The 1,525-nt window shown below is 71.1% G+C and carries 1 pseudogene; it reads right to left on the reverse strand.

The annotated features are described in order from the left end of the window. A pseudogene (locus DXK32_RS31875) lies at positions 1 to 1,525 on the reverse strand (calcium-binding protein); the annotation flags it as partial.

Consider the following 1,525-nt stretch of genomic DNA (forward strand, 5'->3'; position numbering starts at 1 on the left):
GGTGGCGGTGATGGTGGAGCCGGCGAAGCCGAAGCGGTCGGCCGTCCAGGCGCCGCTGGCCGTCGAGGCGGTGGCCGAGCGCTGCACGGTCAGCGTGCCGCCGCTCCAGCCGATGGTGCCGCCGTTGCCGTCGTCCGCGGTGGCGTCGCCGGACTGGTCGATGCGCACCGGCGCGCCGGGGGTCAGGGCCACGCTGTCGCCGGACAGGTTTCCGATGACCGGAGCAACCGTCAGGGTGAACAGCGTGTCGGTGCCGCCGTTGACGTCGGCGGCGGTGAAGATGGCGGTCGGGGGGGCGTTCGGCACGGCGACGGACGCCTCGACCGCGCTGAAGTCGGTGGCGTCGGTGTCGATCTCCAGCGTGGCGCCGGCGCCGGTCCCGGTGATCCGGATGTTGGCGGCGGTCAGCCCGCCTGTCCCCTGGAGGTGGATGGCGTCGCCGCTGGCGAGGTCGGTGATGCTGCTGCCGTTCAGGTTGCTGTCGCTGTCCTTGAAGACGTCGTTGCCGGCGCCGCCGGTGAGGGTGTCGTTGCCGGTGCCGCTGGTGAGGGTGTCGTTGCCGGCCCCGCCGTCCAGCGTGTCGTTGCCGGCCCCGCCGTCGATGAGGTCGTCGCCGCCGTTGCCGTAGAGCGCGTCGTTGCGGCCGCCGCCGCTGATGGTGTCGTTGCCGGAGCCGCCGCGGATCGTGTCGTTGCCCGCCGAGCCGGTCAGGGTCAGGCCGCCCGCCGTCACCGCGCTGGCGTCGATGAGGTTCGTGCCGGAGGTGCTGGTGTCGCCGCTGAGATCGATGGCGCGGAAGCCGGCGTTGTAGAAGTCGTTGCCGACCGTCACGTTGAACGAGGCAACGCTGATGATGCCGATCAGGGTCTCGACGTTGCTGATCCCGTTGGCGAAGCTGTCGGTTGCGGAGATGGAGAAGCCCGCCCTCTTCATTTGCAGGCTGTCGGCGCCGTCGCCACCGTCGATGCTGTCGATGAGCGCGCCGTTGGAGAACAGAAGCTCGTAGGTCTTGTAGGCGAATATGTCGTTGCCCGCCCCACCCAGAAGGGTGTCGGCGTGGGCGGTTCCGGCGATCTGGTCGTTGCCGGCGCTGCCGATCAGCGTCATGCCGCCGCCGGTCACCGAATCGGCGTAGATGACGTTCGCTCCGCTCGCGTCGGTGTCGCCGGACAGGTCGACGGTGCGGATGCCGGCGTCCCAGGCGTTGGCGTTCAGCGAGATGCTGAGCGCTGCGGCGGTGGCGATGGCGTCGATGCGCTCGACCGAGCCGGCCCGCGCGAGGGAATCGGCGGCGGCGACGAGGATGCCCTGGGACCCGCCGAACAGCAGCCTGTCGGTGCCGGCCCCGCCGTCGATGCTGTCGATGAGGGCGCCGTTGGCGACGAAGTCGGCGGATGCGTCGTTGGTGTAGTCGAAGGTGTCGTCGCCGTCGCCGCCGATCAGCGTGTCGGCGCCGGCCCCGCCGCGGAGGGTGTCGTTGCCGGCCCCGCCGTCGATGCTGTCGGCGCCGCTGCCGCCGACGATG

The sequence above is a fragment of the Azospirillum brasilense genome, assembly GCF_003349955.1.
GTDB lineage: Bacteria > Pseudomonadota > Alphaproteobacteria > Azospirillales > Azospirillaceae > Azospirillum > Azospirillum brasilense_B.